We start from the raw sequence: 15724 nt of genomic DNA, 5'->3' as shown, positions 1-15724 counted from the left end.
CAATGACCTCAATCATTCAACCCCTTCCCATCCATAATTTGGGGAATACATTTTTCTACTCTTGCTTCTCGTGTTTTAGCTTGTTTGGGTTGAGCGAAATGTAATAAGTATGCTCTTTGTCGTCCGGGAGTTAAGGCTTCAAAGGCTGTTTTTAAGTTTGTGGACTCATCTAATTTCTGTTGAAATTCTTCTGGAATACTGTACTCTGTTGTCTTTTTTAGCTCTACTTTCAATCCTGCTTTTTCTACTTCAAGGGCTTCATAAATATAAGCTTTTAAAATGGCTTTATTATCCACTATTTCCCGAAGATTGGTAAAGCGAATTTGTCTGGCAGCCTGCACATTTTCAGTTTGTTGAATCAACAGTCCTTTGGAATTATCCAATAAAGCACCCTTCATAAACAACAAAGCACAATACTCTTTAAAGTCGTGGATTAATACAATATTACTCTTTTGAAAAGTGTAACAAGGAACACCCCATTTCAACTCTTCGGTCAGTTCACATTCAAGGACAATTTTTCTTAATTGCTCCAATGCCTCTTGCCATTTTTCAGCTTTTTCAAAATAAAAGTCAACTTTAGGATTCATCATATTTCATGTCAAATAGTTCGTTGTTTAAAATTACTTTGTCTTTTGATATTTTCCTTATTTGAATTGCACTTTCATTAAGAGTATTTCTCTGAAACATAAAACCCAATAGCTCATCGAAAACATTTTATAGAAAAGCCTGTTTCCTTAGAAATAAATTTTTTAGCCATGAAAATGATAAAGAAATCCGACTTACCCACAAAAATCTGTGTCACCTGTGGAAAACCATTTACTTGGAGAAAGAAATGGGAAAGAGTTTGGGAAGAAGTAAAATACTGTTCAGAACGATGCAGGAGGGCGTAGCTATCATTCATCATACTTTATAATAGTGTAAAATCTATTTTTTTATAGATTCAGTTTTTCTAAATAAGGGATAGTGTTCATATAAAACGTTTTGAGCCTTTGCATAATAATTGAAAATCATTTTAAAGACTCAAAACGTTTACTTATTTGCTAAAACTAAGGTTTAAATTTTATTATTAATTTTTGGAATCGTTTTGAGATAAGCATAAATTGCTTTTACTTCATAGTCTGTTAAGGTAACATGAGGAATCATTGGGTATCTTAATATAGTTCCATCACGCTTTTTACAAAGTTTCACAGCATCTATAAATTGTTGCTCAGTATATTTAGCAATACCTGTTTCTTCGTCAAAGGTCAAATTAGAAGTGTAGATAATATTTCCTTTAAGGTCAGGCATTCCATTACCTCCTCCATAAAATCCTAAAGATTTTTCAGGGAAAAGAGGGTCTTGCTTAGAAAAATCTTTGGAGTGACAAGCATAACAAGCAATCATGTCATTGGCAACATATTTACCAAAAGCTACTAAGTTTGTTGAATCAGGTATATAGATAGGTTCTTTAACTATTTCAATAGGCTTTATCACTGTATTTGTTAGTACTTTCAACAGCAAACTCGGCTCTTGCGCTGGTTGCTTTCCTTTGGTTGCCAAAACAGGGTATCGGTCTGAGTGTAAGTAAGCCACAATTGACTTTACATCTTCATCAGCCATTCTTGGAAACTTAGGCATAATGGGTGAAAAATGTCCATCTCTTTTGATACCTGTTTTCAAAAAATATATTAATTCTCCATCTGTCCAATTACCTATTCCATCTTCTTTGTCTTGAGTAATATTTAATGAATAAGCTTTTCCAAATTCTTTGGGTAAATCTCCAATATGTTTACCAACTAAGCGATTGTTTGAATTAGCATGACAACCATTGCATAGAACAGTAGCAATTTTTTCACCACGAGCAACTCTTTGAGCTGTAACTTCAACTTTGGTAGTTTGAATTTCTGCTGGAATATTAACTTCATATTTAGGAATTCCTCTAACATTAAAGTAGGTTAAACCTATTGCAGCAATTAGAACAATCGTTCCTAAGACGATCAGGGGGATTTTAATGAATTTTTTCATGATTAAGGAGTATTTATTAATAAAAAATTAAAGTGACTATTAATTCATATAAAAATAAATAACAATCTTAATTTATACAAGTGGATTTTCTTTTAAATAACTCATTAATAAATAGTTAATCTCTCATGAATTAGGAGTATAGTCTCGCTAAACTAAAATGCGCATATCAACTTTCCAGAAGACTTTATTAGTAACAAACAAGCTTATTATTATACATAATATAAGCAACTGCAAAGTAAATATCATCGCACAGATAGCCTAAGACCTAGTTAGTAAATTGAAAAAATCTATTATTTCTTGGCATTTAGAGTCTCGTTGTATCTTTATCTCATTTATAAAATCTGTTTGAGCAATAATGACAGTATTAGTACTTCCCGATTTTTGTAACTGTCCTGCTACCCCAATAATAGCTTTTTCTTGGTCATAATCTTTCTTCCACTTTATGTTTGTATGAGCATTTAAAAAGCTCTCTGCATCATCGAAAATAGCTTCATTCCCTGATTTCATCAGAGGTAATATAAGATTTTCCAATTTTCCCGTATTAGTACCTGCTTTACTAAAAATATAGCATCCTAACGTGATTTCATCTACAACTATGTCGGAGTTATTCTGAAAATTACAATTGGGAAAAACCTTTCTTAATTCTTGATTTAGCTCTTTAATACGTGCCTCTACCCCTTTATTATCAGCATCAAAAACATAAGCTACTTTTAATTGTGTATCTTTAGGTAGCATGCTTAATTCTCCTGCTTGTGGAATTAATAACTTAAATTTTTCTAAAATAGAATTCCTTAAGTCCACTCTTTTTTCTCCACCAAGTGCATAAAAAAATAGGTAAATATTATCTTTCTTAAGAATGTTTGTAGGAAGTAAGGCTTGTCTTAGTTGAGTCAAACGAAGTTCTTCAAGATTGGTTTTTCGTACCTCTTCTTTTAATAAGTCACCCATTGGAGATGGGAGGTCAGAAAACTTGGTAAAATCAATAGTTTTAAAACCTTCTGTTTTCAATATTTTTACTAAAAAAGCAACATCGTGAGGACCTTCGCACAAAACGGCTATAATCTGAGTAATCATCGGATATCTATATTAAATGATTCGACCAAAGCTTTAAGTTTATTCCCTTCTAAAAACTTACACGATATTTTTCCATCGTCTTCTTGTAAGGCGAATGCTGTTAGATTTGTATCAGGATATTCATTTTCGACAAACGCATCGATACATTCCTTACTATGAGTAGTTAAAAATAACTGAACATTAAAATCATCTGCTAATTCTTGAATAAATCCCGTAAAATCAACAAGTAAACTTTTGTGAATAGCACTGTCAAGCTCATCAATACAGAGTACTCCATTCTGACAGTACCCCATGAATAATGCTATTTCAAAAACTCTTTGTAGCCCTTCTCCGTACTTTGTTAAATCTATGGCATGGTTTAACTTAGATGAAGTAACCATAAAACGAGAAGTATTATCAATGTTTACCATTTCTATTTCCTCAATACTGTTGTCCATTTTATCTTGAATGAACTTGACAATTTTTTCAAAGTATCGTTCTTGAATGGCTTTTGCATGAGCTTTTTTAAGCAAATCACCATTATACCTGTAAGGGCTGCTAAAAGCAGCTTCGCACAAAACTTGACTTTTATCAAAATAAAGCTGAGGCTCTCTGTTAGAGAATAAATGAAGTGTACTTGTAAAAGTATCTCCATTTACATTAGCCTCTGATTCAATGCTATCAAGGTAATAGCTTTTATCAATGTTTTCAGTAGTTTCAATTTTCTGTAAAAAAAGAGAACATTCTTTACGGTTGAAACAACCTTCAAGATGAATTTTATCAATAAAAAAGGTATCAAACCATTTAGCACTAAAATCTTGATAAAAACGACCTCTAAATTTTTCAAGCTCAATCAAGGATTGAATTGTATTTAATTTAGTAAACAGATAGACTAATTCCAGCACTGAAGTTTTACCTGTATTATTGCCACCAGCAAATAAATTAACTTTGCTTAATTTGTTAATATCTATATCTACAAGTTTTCGATACTTATGAACCTTTATTGTGCTAAAGTGCCTATCTATAGATGAGAAATATTGGCTTCCCCTTCTTTCAGTTAGGTTTACTTGACTTTTATTGACAGGTAGTAATAGTAAACGAGAAAGTTTATCTTGTATCTTATTTAATTTATTAGCGTCATCATCAGTCATATACTGACTAAATTGAAATGCACTTTGAACTTCTTTTTCAAGATTTTCAAGAGAATTCTTAAAGCGAGAAGTTCCTACACCATCACTAAGTACATATCCGGCTGTAATGCTACGCTTACTTTCCATAGCCTTTACAGCTTCCGAGTCATTAATAAATTCGGCTAAAGACCTTATCTCGTCACGTTTAGAGATAATCGGATGTAATTTTCTATCACTTTCTTCATCATCTTCTTCATTGGTCTCGGGAATAGTCGAAAGCCATGAAAATAAACGCTCTTGATTAATTATGGCTAAGGGTTTCATTAACGACTCATCCCATTCTAACCAAGCTCTTAATTCAAGATTTGTTACTATTTCTTGAAAAATAGGATACATCTCACTTTTAAATTGGTCACCATAATCACTCTTTTTGTATAGATTTATAAGTGAAAAGGTTCTTATACTTCTCCTAATTATGGTTTTACCAAACCCCAGAGAGTTAGAAATCTCGTCCTCGGATAAATGATGAATATTCAATAAATCTTGAATAAGTTGTGATTGATTCATTAAACTCCATTTCTTTTTCCCATTAAGATGATGTAAGCCCATTGTAATTAGGTGTTGAACAGGACTCTCATCAGAGATTAAAACAACCTCTATTGCTCTAAAGTCTTCTTCTTTGAGTTTTCCAATATCAAAGTTCTTTTTATACTGTTCTTGTAGGAACTTTAATGCTGCCGTTCTACGATTTCCTTCAATCACTAAATACTTAGCTTCTGATATTTTTCTGACTTGAATAGGGTCAAGTTTTAGAATACCATTCGTTTTGAAACTAAGTATCAAGTCTGTTATATTCTCTTCATTCTTTCCCAATAATAAACGATAAGTACGTTCTTGAATACGTTTATCGCTTACTTGGAACTCATCAACCTTTGTATAATCTTTATGATCTATAAATCGATAGTTATTGGCATCGAGTATTAGCTCATCGATGTTTATTTGAATGTATTTATCCATGTTCAAGCATTTTACGCAAATCTACAAAAAAATAACACTAAACTCTTGCTGATAAATACTATATAAAGTTTCTATGGTATTTCATTATTATTATGTGTACAGTTTTAGTAACAGGGTCTAACAGGCTCACTTGTAAAGCTAATATTCCTTTTTTATATTCATTTTACACTATGACCTATCGCACGATACATATAAGCTATCGCAAAGCAAATATGACCCATCGCACGATACATATAAGCTATCGCAAAGCAAATATGACCTATCGCACGGTACATATAAGCCATCGCAAAGCAAATATGACCAATCGCACGATACATATAAGCCATCGCAAAGTAAATATGACCTATCGCAAAGCTAAAGTATCCGATGTATTAGAATAAGTACTTTACCCGAACGGAGATGTTTCTGCCCATATCATCGGTGAAGTATCTGAATCTGTTTAAATATTCTCTGTATGCCACATTAAAGGCGTTGCTGACGCTAAGTCCAAGACTGACTTTGCTGATATTGATGCCTGCGTCTGCTTTCCAAAGACTGTATGCGGGCGGTGGTGCAAGGAAATCGCTATTGGCTTCTACCCTTGTTTGTCGAGCTACTAAAGCGTTGCCAATACTGATAAATGCCCCTTGTTTTTTGAAGTCGTATTTTAAGCTACTCTCTAAACGGTCGCTCGGAATGTTTACCATGTACTGATTATTCAAGATGTCTTTTGCTCTTACCATCGAATACTTTTCTGAAAGACTTATCTTTTCGGTGATTTGATAGGTAGCAGAAACATCAAGCCCTGCAAATCGGGCATTTACTTGGGTGTAATCGAAAGCAGGGAAAGCTCCACGCACGGTAAGCACGCTTTGTAGTACGCCATCAACCGAACGGGGTTTTAAATAGATAAAGTCATCTATAAAATTCAAGTAAGGACTTAGTTCTATATTGAGCTTTTCGCTACTATAATTTGCCGTAAAGTTTAGATTATGAGCTACTTCTGGTTGAAGGTTGATATTTCCTTTCTCATAAGCTGCCGCTCCGTGGTGAATCCCGTCTGAAAACAATTCATTCATATTGGGGGCTCGCCAAGCCAATGCCGCATTGAATTTAAAGTCGATGTGGTCATTTAAAGTATAGGTAGTTCCAGCAGTAGCCGAGAAGTTATTGAAAGTAAAAGAATTGTTGTAGGCTTGATTAGTAAACGTAAGTCCATAAGCCTGTGCATTTCTGAAATCATAGCGTAGCCCTGTTTCAAACTCCCATCGCTTTTTTAAATAACGTTCTATCACAAACAATCCACCCGTACTTACTTGGTAATTGGGAATGAGTACTGTATTCACTAAAGGCTTCGTAAGTTCATAAGAAGAAGAAAGGTTTTCTTGATACATTCCGCTAATGCCTACTGAGCCTGAGAAGATATTAAAAAGCGGTTTGTGTTCTAATAAAAGCTCGCCCGTGTAGGTAGTAAGTTTAAAATTAAGGGTGTTTAAATTACGATTTCCTCTCGGAACGTCATACTCTAAACGCCAATCATACTGACGAGCCAGTGTAAGCGTAATCTTTCCGAGTTTATCTACAATCGCAAAGCTTTTAAGCTTTATCAAATGATGTGCTAAATCTTGGTTGGGTCTATTAATATTATAACTTGGTTCAGCAGGGGTATAAGCTTCGTTGGGTTTCGAGCTGTTGATAGCGTTTTGTAAGTCTGTTGTGTTACCAATATGCGAGCCTGCAAAAATACCCAGTTGCGTATCGAAATAACTAAAGAACATTTCTGTTCCATAATGTATTTTATTATAACCGAGAGCTACCGAAAAGTTTCTTTCTTGTACGCCAGTGTTTGCCATATAATAGTTGGCGGTTTTAATATCGCCTCCACGTTTATAAGTTCCCTGTACTCGCCAAGCTAAACCTTTTATGGCAGATACTCCTCCTTCTGCAATACCCGAAATAACGCCCATTCTTCCATTGGTAAAAGCGGCGGAATTGATTTCACCGTGAATTTTTACAGAATCAGGCAAGGGAGCAGGCTCAACCATGATTACGCCCGCAATAGCATCCGAACCATATCGCACACCTGCCGCACCTTTAATAACTGTAAGCTTCTTCGCCACAAAAGGGTCAATCTCTGGGGCGTGTTCGCTTCCCCACTGTTGTCCTTCTTGACGAATACCATTATTAAGAATCAGTACACGGTTGGAGTGCATTCCATGAATAATCGGTTTTGAAATAGAACTTCCCGTTTGTAGCGTGGTTACACCTGTAATACTTTTTAGCGATTCGCCCAAGCTTTGTCCTCTGGTTTGGTCGAGGGCTTCTCCTTCTAATATGCCTTTAGCCTGCGTAACATTTTCCATTTTCTTTCCACTTACTACTACTTCTTGTAAGTGTTCGTCTTTATCTTCCAATGAAAAGTCTTCTTGATGTTCATTACTAAGGCTTACAGGTACTTCTACTTTCTGAAATCCTACGGCTTGACAAACCAGTATATAATTTCCTTTGCATAAATTTTTGAACGAATACTTGCCTTTGGCATCGGCAAAAGTAGCAATGTTTGTGCCTTTGATATAAATAACCGCCCCAGCTACTACTTGGTGAATATCCTTTTCATGTACTACGCCTTGAAGTGTGCAATTGCAAGTTTGCTTTTGTGCATCAACCGAAAAGGTAAAAAGAAGGATTAAACAAAAGATAAGGAAGGATTTTTTCATGATGAAGTATTTTGTACATCGGCTTGAAATATGGGAAGAATCTACCGACTTTGTATTTTATGCAATGCTGTTGCAAAATTAGCGAAATAGCTCAAGTATTACAAATGCTTCAATTTTAAATATAAGTCTGTACTTTGTTCAACTTTGTTTAACATATAATACATTATATTAAACAATTATTTTTTGAGGCACTATTTTCAAAAACAGGCTTAAAAGCTACAAAAAGGGCATTTTTGGGCTTATATATTGATAATAAATAAGTTTAATCTAAATCATTTAAAAAATTTATGCACTTTTAGTTTGTTTTTTTGTTTAACTATTATGTATATTTGTTAAACAAACATCAAGAAAAACTAAACAATGACAGCTTTAGAATTTACCTATCATATCGGAAAAGTATCTAAGTCTTTAAAGCCTTTCGCCATGAAGCTAACAAGAGACTACGAAGAAGCCAATGACTTACTTCAAGATACGCTATTAAAAGCTTTTACTAATAGAGAGAAATATACTGAAGGAACAAACCTAAAAGCTTGGTTATATACCATTATGAAAAATACTTTCATCACCAATTATCAAAAAATGGTGAGAAAGAATACTTTTATTGATACTTCAGATAATTTACACTTCATTAACTCAACAGAAAGTAGCACTGATAATTTAGCTATCAGCACTTTCGCTATGAACGACATCAATAATGCGGTTTCGGCTTTGGAAGATGCCTACAAAACGCCTTTTATGATGTATTTCAGAGGGTTTAAATACCATGAAATTGCCGAGAAATTGGATATTCCAATCGGTACAGTGAAAAACAGAATACATATAGCTCGTAAAGAGTTGAAAGATAGATTACACATGTATGCGTGTTAGTTATTTAGTTGATTTGTTTCAGCGTTACACTTCATCAACACAAAGAAACTCTAATCGACTAAATCAATTTGCGGATTTCAATTGCTGAGATATGCAATAGATTAGTTTTTTGGTTAACAGAAGAATGTTACAAAAGGTCGAGCGATTGTTCGACTTTTTTGTTGAACCCTATTTTTCTATTCAATCATCAATAAAGTTATTCAATAGTAGTAGGTATTTTCTTATTTGAATAGTAGTTTAGGGAAAAGTCTTTAAACAATGCAAGAGTAAATTAGTTAAATACTTAAATTAATAAACCCTCGTAGGCAGAGATTGAATATGAAAGTAATTGTAATTGGTTCTGGGTTTTCGGGATTAGCAGCAGCAACAAGTTTAGCGGATAAAGGTTATGACGTTACAGTTTTAGAAAAAAATAGTGTAGCAGGAGGTAGAGCGAGGGTTTTTCATACAGAAGGATTCACCTTTGATATGGGGCCAAGCTGGTATTGGATGCCTGATATTTTTGAAAATTACTTTGCCGCTTTTGGTAAAAAACCTTCTGACTATTACGATTTAGTACGTTTAGACCCTTCTTATGCGGTAATTTTAGCCAATAACGAAACCATTAATTTACCAGCCAGTATTGATAAATTAGGGGATTTGTTTGAAAGCATGGAAGCAGGAAGTAAAGCCAAATTTCAAGAGTTCTTGCGTCAGGCAGAGTACAAGTACGATGTGGGTATTAATCAATTTGTTTGGAAACCTTCGACCAGTATTACAGAATTTTTGAGTCTTAAATTATTATATGATGTTGTTCGGCTTGATGTGTTTCAATCTTTCTCTTCGCACATTCGTAAGTTTTTTAAAGACGAGAAAATCTTGAAACTGATGGAATTTCCCATTTTGTTTTTAGGAGCTACACCCGAAAATACACCAGCCATGTATAGTTTGATGAATTATGCAGAAATGAAATTGGGTACTTGGTATCCAATGGGCGGAATGTTCAAGATTATTGAAGGAATGGTAGCTTTGGCAAAGGAAAAAGGTGTAAAAATTCTGCTCGAACAAAACGTTACTAAAATAGAAATCGACAAAGGCGAAGCCAAAAAAGTAATAACAGATAAAGGCGAGTTCCAAGCAGAGGTAGTTGTTGCCAGTGCCGACTATCATCATGTTGAAGATAAATTGTTGGGAGATAAATACCGAAACTACGACGAAGCTTATTGGAACAAACGAGTAATGGCACCTTCGTCACTTTTGTTTTATTTGGGTATCAACAAACGTATTCCTAAATTATTACATCATAATTTGTTTTTTGATGAAGATTTCAAGGTGCATGCACATGAAATTTACACAGAGCCACAGTGGCCATCAAAACCATTGTTTTATGCTTCTGCTCCATCAAAAACAGATGCCAGTATTGCTCCAGAAGGTTGTGAGAATGTCTTTTTACTCATTCCAGTAGCACCAGATTTGGAAGATAGCGAAGAAATCCGTGAGAAGTATTACCATATCATCATGGAAAGATTAGAAAAATACTGTGGCGTTTCTATCCGTGATGCCGTAGTTTTCAAAAGAAGTTATGCTCATAGCGACTTCAAAGCAGACTATAATGCCTTCAAAGGAAATGCCTACGGTTTGGCAAATACTTTAATGCAAACAGCTTTATTGAAGCCCACGTTGAAAAGCAAAAAAGTAAAAAATCTCTATTATACCGGACAATTAACAGTACCGGGGCCGGGCGTTCCGCCATCCTTAATTTCAGGAATGGTAGTAGCCAATGAAGTAAACAAAGAGTTCAGGAAACCATAAACTTATATTAACCCTCAAACTAAAAAGCTATCTGTGATGAATCATTTGGATTTATATACAAAAACAACCCTTGAATGTAGTAAGGTCATTACTGAACATTACAGCACATCTTTTACATTAGGTATTAAAACCTTGGACAAACGCTTTCATCTGCCGATTTATGCGATTTATGGTTTTGTTCGCTATGCAGATGAAATTGTAGATACTTTTCATGGTTTTGATAAAAAATCTTTATTGAGTCGCTTCAAGGCAGATACTTATTTAGCAATCGAAGAAGGGATTAGCTTAAATCCTGTTTTGAATTCATTTCAATTGATTGTTAATCAGTACAACATCGAGCATGAACTGATTGAAGCCTTTTTGCATTCAATGGAAATGGATTTGTACTTCGCCGACTACAACCAAGTAGGCTACGAAGAGTATATCTATGGTTCGGCAGAAGTGGTGGGTTTGATGTGCCTCAGAGTTTTCTGCGAAGGCGATGCCGAAATGTATGATAGATTAAAAGACGATGCCCGCCGTTTGGGTGCAGCTTTTCAGAAAGTAAATTTCTTGAGAGACATCAAATCTGACTTTCAAGAAAGAGGACGTACTTATTTCCCTAATGTGGATTTTAAGAATTTTACATTAGAAGACAAAAAAACTATCGAAGACGATATTCAAGCTGATTTTGATGCCGCTTTGCGTGGTATCATAGGGCTACCACAAGGAGCAAAAGCAGGAGTTTATTTAGCTTACAGATATTATTTAAGACTTTTCGATAAAATAAAAGGTTGCCCAGCTTCTAAAATTCAGAACGAAAGAATCAGAGTTCCAGATTTCCAGAAAATCGCTTTGTTGGCAAGTACTTATTTCCAAATCAGGCTTAATACAATTTAGCAAACACATATTATATTATCAAAGCCACTGAAGAGCTATTGCTTTCAGTGGCTTTTGTATTTTTCTTTGATAAAGTTTACATTATTTGTATTTTTGACGCTAACTTATATTGTTTACCAATATTTAGAGCTGTACGAAGAAATGTAAAAATTTCAGCTATTGAAACTATTCGTATAGTACTCATTTGTATTCATCGTTCCAATTTGTTGAATATGTATCATTACATGAAGGAAATGAAAGATGTGATTTTGGCTTTTGTATGGATGTTTGTCTTGTCTTTTCAGACATATTCACAAAGAAATGTAGTGATTACAAACCCGAATGAAGCCTACAACATCGGGCGGGAAATTGAAATTTTTGAAGACAAGACCAAGATAATTCCTTTCAAAGACATCAGTAAACGAAGCGATATTGATGCCTATTTTGTACGAAGTTTACAAACTACGCCAAGTTTTGGCATTACTTCATCTGTCATCTGGGCAAGAATCACACTACAAAACAAAACTACCGAAAACCTTTTTCTCGAAATTGCCGAAGCCACTATCGACAGTATTACTTTTTATAAAATTGGTGCAAACAATCAAGTAAGTAAGAAAAAATCGGGGGTTTATGTGCCTTTCGGCGAGCGAGATTTAAAAAGTAATTTCTATTTATACAACCTCAATCTCAAAGCAGGCGAAAAAGCCACTTATTATTTCCGTTTTCAAAATTCGCTTCCCTTGCTATTCCCGATGCGAATTGCTCCTTTAAAAGTATATTTTGAAGAAAACCATCCAAAAGATTTACTACAAGGCATTTACTTAGGCATTATGTTGGTAATGGCTATTTTCAATTTCTTTATTTTCTTCACGGTTCGTACCAAAGTATATCTTTATTATGTGATTTATGTATTGTCGTTTGCTGGATTTTTTGCCTACAACAAAGGAATTTCTCATGAATTTTTGTGGCCAAATGCGATATGGTTCAACCGTTTTACGCCCATTTTTATTTCGATGGGTATTTCGTTTGGACTTTTATTTGCCAATAGTTTTCTGAATGCCGATAAGTATTTGCCCATTTCTGAAAAAATCTCAAAAGTACTTATTAGCCTTGTGGTTATTTTCTTGCTTTTTCACTGGATTGGTTTCGGGCCGATAAGCATTACTTTTCTGAATTTGGTTGCCTTCATTATTGTCATGTATGTTTTAGTAATGGCTACTTATATTTGGATGCAAGGCTCAGAAGAGGCTTTGTTTTTTTTGGGAGCGTGGTCGATTCTTTTGGTAAGTGCCTTAATATTCATCATGCAATTATCGAATATTTTACCGAGCGACAATTTTACCCGAAACGCCCTACAAGTTGGTTCTGCCTTAGAAGTGGTTTTACTTTCTTTTGCTTTGGCTTATAGAATTAATAGAGACCGAAAAGAAAAAGACCAGTACCAAGGGGAAGTAATTCGCCAGTTGAAAGCCAACGAACAAATGCGAAATCGCATTGCCAGAGACCTCCACGACGACATCGGCTCTACCCTAAGCAGTATCGGCATTTTAAGTCAAGTAGTTGAAAATCAAATAGAAAAAAATCCAGAATCTGTAAAAGGATTAGTGCGAAGAATCAGTGAAAGTTCTGAAAAAGTACAACGCTCGCTAAGTGATATTGTTTGGACGACCAAGCAAATCGAAGAAAGTCTTGATAGCGTAATTGTAAAAATGAAAGAATTTACTGCCGAGATGCTCGAACCCAAAAATATAGATTATACTTTCCATGTTTCGGATGTATCGTCTATCAGTTTTTCGCCTTTGAAACAGTACAGTATTTATTTAATTTTTAAAGAAGCCGTTAATAACTGCGTAAAATATGCCCAAGCGAGTGAAGTAGAAATTGCCATTACTTGTGCCAACGACGTTTTTAATATCATGATTAAAGACAACGGAATTGGCTTTGATGAAGTACGAGTAAAGCAAGGAAATGGCTTGAATAACATGACACAGAGGGCTTCTTCGATGAATGGTTCTATCAAAATCTACACAAAACCACAAAATGGAACAAGAATTGAATTGAAAGTACCGACCAAGTAAAATAGGATTTCAATAGGGAATACATTTTATAAAATTGCATTTTTTATATTTTTTCTTACTTAATTTATATTAAATTCTTCATTTTTCAAATCTAAAATACACTTCTAATGGTTGATTTACAATTGTTTAGCCAATTGTAGGCTAAAAGCGACCTCTGATTTATTTCTTTGTTATTTTTTCAAGTGAATAGCATTTTTCTAAGATAATATCCTTACCTTTGCACCCTAAAATGTAAATTTGGAAATCAGATAGTTTGAAGATTATAATTCTTACAATTTCATTTTCAAATTAATTCATCGCACGGGCGAGCCCGTTTCAAATTTTCAAATTGAAATCATGCAAAGTATTCGTAACATTGCCATCATTGCTCACGTTGACCACGGTAAAACTACCCTCGTTGATAAAATTATCCATGCTTCAAAGTTATTTCGTGATAACCAAGAGTTTGGAGAATTAATTCTTGACAACAACGACTTGGAGCGTGAACGTGGTATCACTATCGTTTCTAAAAACGTATCTGTTCGCTACAAAGGCGTAAAAATTAATATCATTGATACTCCGGGTCACTCGGACTTTGGAGGAGAAGTAGAAAGAGTATTGAAATTGGCTGATGGTGTTTGCCTTTTGGTGGATGCTTTTGAAGGTCCAATGCCTCAAACTCGTTTCGTATTATCAAAAGCGATTCAATTAGGATTGAAACCAATCGTAATTATTAATAAAGTTGACAAAGAAAACTGTCGCCCAGACGAAGTACACGAGCAAGTGTTCGATTTGATGTTCAACTTAGATGCTACTGAAGACCAATTAGATTTCCCTACTTTGTACGGTTCGTCTAAACAAGGTTGGATGAGTACTGACTGGAAACGTAAAACGGAAGATATTACTGAATTATTAGATGTAATCATTGATACGATTCCTCCAGCACCAGAAAACGAAGGTATTCCTCAAATGCAGATTACCTCTTTAGATTACTCTTCATTCGTAGGTCGTATTGCTATTGGTCGTGTTCACCGTGGTACTTTCAAAGAAGGTATGCAAGTAGCTTTGATGAAAGCTGATGGTTCTGTAAAAAGAATGAAAATCAAAGAACTTCAAGTATTTGAAGGACTTGGAAGAGTAAAAGTTTCAGAAGTAAGTGCTGGTGAAATTTGTGCTATGATGGGTATCGAAGATTTTGAAATTGGTGATACTGTTACTGACTACGAAACGCCAGAAGCATTACCAAGAATTTCGATTGATGAACCAACGATGAATATGTTGTTCACCATCAACAACTCTCCATTCTTTGGTAAAGAAGGTAAATTTGTTACTTCTCGTCACTTACGTGATCGTTTGTTCAAAGAAACTGAGAAAAACTTAGCTTTGAAAGTAGTTACTACTGATTCTGAAGATAAATTCTTAGTATTTGGTCGTGGTATTCTTCACTTGTCTGTATTAATCGAAACGATGCGTCGTGAAGGTTATGAATTACAAGTTGGTCAGCCACAAGTAATTTTCAAAGAAGGGCCTAATGGCGAGCGTTTAGAACCAATCGAAACTTTAGTAGTTGACGTTCCAGACGAATCGGCAGGTAAAGTAATTGAATTAGCAACACAAGGAAAAGGTGAATTGTTAATCATGGAACCTAAAGGTGATTTACAACACTTAGAATTTAACATTCCTTCACGTGGTTTGATTGGTATGCGTTCTAAAGTATTGACAGCTACTTTCGGTGAAGCTATTATGGCACACCGTTTCAAAGCTTATGAACCTTACAAAGGCCCAATCCCGGGACGTATCAACGGTTCTTTGATTTCTATGAACTCAGGTGTTGTTACGCCTTATGCAGTAGATAAATTACAAGATAGAGGTGTTTTCTTCATTGACCCTTCTGAAGAGGTTTATGCTGGAATGGTAGTTGGCGAACACAACCGTCAGAACGATATTGAAGTAAACCTTCAGAATGCGAAACAATTAACGAACATGCGTGCTTCTGGTACTGACACAAACGTTAAAATCGCTCCGAAAATCCAATTCTCTTTAGAGGAATCTATGGAATACATCCAAAAAGATGAATACTTAGAAGTTACTCCAAAGTCAATTCGTATGCGTAAAATTTACTTGGATCCAAGTATGCGTAAACGTATGGAACAAAAAGTTGACTAAGCATAAAAAACAAACCCCTCTGATTCAAGTCGGAGGGGTTGTCTATGTTATCACTAATTGCTTTATTATTTGTACTTATATAGAC

The 15724-nt window shown here is 34.7% G+C and carries 12 protein-coding genes; 6 read left to right on the top strand and 6 right to left on the bottom strand.

Translation table 11 applies throughout. The annotated features are described in order from the left end of the window. Window positions 1-8: 8 nt before the first annotated feature. Window positions 9-587, bottom strand: a complete 579-nt coding sequence (locus VB248_RS13800; RefSeq protein WP_323297478.1) for a YdeI/OmpD-associated family protein — start codon at window positions 585-587, stop codon at window positions 9-11. A gap of 168 nt (window positions 588-755) precedes the next feature. Here VB248_RS13800 and VB248_RS13795 point away from each other — a divergent pair, with 168 nt between their 5' ends. Then, entirely contained in the window at window positions 756-890 is a 135-nt protein-coding gene (locus VB248_RS13795) for a DUF2256 domain-containing protein (RefSeq protein ID WP_323297373.1), read from the top strand. A 163-nt stretch (window positions 891-1053) separates the two neighbouring features. Here the strand turns inward: VB248_RS13795 and VB248_RS13790 are convergent, their stop codons facing one another. The 5 genes from VB248_RS13790 to VB248_RS13770 form a co-directional block, all read right to left on the bottom strand. After that, window positions 1054-2004: a c-type cytochrome gene (locus VB248_RS13790; protein ID WP_323297372.1), complete on the bottom strand. Its 951-nt coding sequence runs from the start codon at window positions 2002-2004 to the stop codon at window positions 1054-1056. Window positions 2005-2262: 258 nt separating this feature from the next. Further along, the gene (locus VB248_RS13785) at window positions 2263-3078 is read right to left on the bottom strand and encodes a DUF3226 domain-containing protein (protein WP_323297371.1); all 816 of its coding nucleotides are present in this window, start codon (window positions 3076-3078) and stop codon (window positions 2263-2265) included. Beyond that, window positions 3075-5204 (bottom strand): AAA family ATPase, encoded by a 2130-nt coding sequence (locus tag VB248_RS13780; RefSeq protein WP_323297370.1) that lies wholly within the window; start codon window positions 5202-5204, stop codon window positions 3075-3077. Before VB248_RS13780 ends, VB248_RS13785 begins: the two co-directional genes overlap by 4 nt. A gap of 158 nt (window positions 5205-5362) precedes the next feature. Continuing rightward, window positions 5363-5530: a hypothetical protein gene (locus tag VB248_RS13775; protein ID WP_323297369.1), complete on the bottom strand. Its 168-nt coding sequence runs from the start codon at window positions 5528-5530 to the stop codon at window positions 5363-5365. A 45-nt stretch (window positions 5531-5575) separates the two neighbouring features. Then, entirely contained in the window at window positions 5576-7900 is a 2325-nt protein-coding gene (locus tag VB248_RS13770; protein WP_323297368.1) for a TonB-dependent receptor, read from the bottom strand. A 360-nt stretch (window positions 7901-8260) separates the two neighbouring features. Here VB248_RS13770 and VB248_RS13765 point away from each other — a divergent pair, with 360 nt between their 5' ends. From VB248_RS13765 to typA, 5 genes are all read left to right on the top strand, one after another. Next, window positions 8261-8767, top strand: a complete 507-nt coding sequence (locus tag VB248_RS13765) for an RNA polymerase sigma factor (RefSeq protein ID WP_323297367.1) — start codon at window positions 8261-8263, stop codon at window positions 8765-8767. A 318-nt stretch (window positions 8768-9085) separates the two neighbouring features. Beyond that, window positions 9086-10558, top strand: a complete 1473-nt coding sequence (locus VB248_RS13760; RefSeq protein ID WP_407652910.1) for a phytoene desaturase family protein — start codon at window positions 9086-9088, stop codon at window positions 10556-10558. Between the two features lie 36 nt (window positions 10559-10594). Beyond that, window positions 10595-11437 carry a phytoene/squalene synthase family protein gene (locus tag VB248_RS13755; RefSeq protein WP_323297365.1) on the top strand — a complete coding sequence of 281 codons (843 nt, stop codon included), beginning with the start codon at window positions 10595-10597 and terminating at the stop codon, window positions 11435-11437. A gap of 212 nt (window positions 11438-11649) precedes the next feature. Beyond that, the gene (locus tag VB248_RS13750) at window positions 11650-13494 is read left to right on the top strand and encodes a sensor histidine kinase (RefSeq protein WP_323297364.1); all 1845 of its coding nucleotides are present in this window, start codon (window positions 11650-11652) and stop codon (window positions 13492-13494) included. A gap of 336 nt (window positions 13495-13830) precedes the next feature. Beyond that, window positions 13831-15639 carry a translational GTPase TypA gene (typA, locus tag VB248_RS13745; protein WP_323297363.1) on the top strand — a complete coding sequence of 603 codons (1809 nt, stop codon included), beginning with the start codon at window positions 13831-13833 and terminating at the stop codon, window positions 15637-15639. Window positions 15640-15724 lie beyond the last annotated feature (85 nt).

Origin of the sequence: Arcicella rigui (assembly GCF_034929435.1) — a bacterium.
Classification (GTDB): Bacteria; Bacteroidota; Bacteroidia; order Cytophagales; family Spirosomataceae; genus Arcicella; species Arcicella rigui.
This window is presented reverse-complemented; position numbering and strand designations above follow the sequence as displayed.

Coding starts and splice junctions, on each gene's coding strand:
- VB248_RS13800 (WP_323297478.1), bottom strand. CDS start 587: ATGAATCCTAAAGTTGACTTTTATTTTGAAAAAGCTGAAAAATGGCAA.
- VB248_RS13795 (WP_323297373.1), top strand. CDS start 756: ATGAAAATGATAAAGAAATCCGACTTACCCACAAAAATCTGTGTCACC.
- VB248_RS13790 (WP_323297372.1), bottom strand. CDS start 2,004: ATGAAAAAATTCATTAAAATCCCCCTGATCGTCTTAGGAACGATTGTT.
- VB248_RS13785 (WP_323297371.1), bottom strand. CDS start 3,078: ATGATTACTCAGATTATAGCCGTTTTGTGCGAAGGTCCTCACGATGTT.
- VB248_RS13780 (WP_323297370.1), bottom strand. CDS start 5,204: ATGGATAAATACATTCAAATAAACATCGATGAGCTAATACTCGATGCC.
- VB248_RS13775 (WP_323297369.1), bottom strand. CDS start 5,530: ATGGCTTATATGTATCGTGCGATTGGTCATATTTGCTTTGCGATGGCT.
- VB248_RS13770 (WP_323297368.1), bottom strand. CDS start 7,900: ATGAAAAAATCCTTCCTTATCTTTTGTTTAATCCTTCTTTTTACCTTT.
- VB248_RS13765 (WP_323297367.1), top strand. CDS start 8,261: ATGACAGCTTTAGAATTTACCTATCATATCGGAAAAGTATCTAAGTCT.
- VB248_RS13760 (WP_407652910.1), top strand. CDS start 9,086: ATGAAAGTAATTGTAATTGGTTCTGGGTTTTCGGGATTAGCAGCAGCA.
- VB248_RS13755 (WP_323297365.1), top strand. CDS start 10,595: ATGAATCATTTGGATTTATATACAAAAACAACCCTTGAATGTAGTAAG.
- VB248_RS13750 (WP_323297364.1), top strand. CDS start 11,650: ATGTATCATTACATGAAGGAAATGAAAGATGTGATTTTGGCTTTTGTA.
- typA (WP_323297363.1), top strand. CDS start 13,831: ATGCAAAGTATTCGTAACATTGCCATCATTGCTCACGTTGACCACGGT.